General features: G+C 65.2%; 1 protein-coding gene. It reads left to right on the forward strand.

Annotated elements, in window-relative coordinates; genetic code table 11:
* The coding region (locus tag SB679_RS24780) for a Bug family tripartite tricarboxylate transporter substrate binding protein (protein ID WP_410704949.1) at positions 1-264 on the forward strand (264 nt) is incomplete at both ends.

Here is a 264-nt window from a genome sequence, read left to right on the forward strand (position 1 = left end):
GAAATCATCGAGACGCCGCTGGTGCTGATCGTGCCCGAAACGTCGCCGTGCAAGACCTTGCAAGACCTGGTCCAGTACGCCAAGGCGCATCCGGCCAAGCTCAACTTCGGTTCGGGCGGACAGGCCAGTTCCACCCACCTGGCCGCCGAAGTGTTCAAGAGCGAGGCCGGCATCTCGCTCACCCATATTCCCTATCGGGGCGCGGGCGCGGCCTTGGCCGACGTCATGGCCGGGCAGATCGACATGCTGATCACGGCGGCTCCG

The organism is Chryseobacterium sp. SIMBA_029 (assembly GCF_046535275.1).
GTDB lineage: Bacteria > Bacteroidota > Bacteroidia > Flavobacteriales > Weeksellaceae > Chryseobacterium.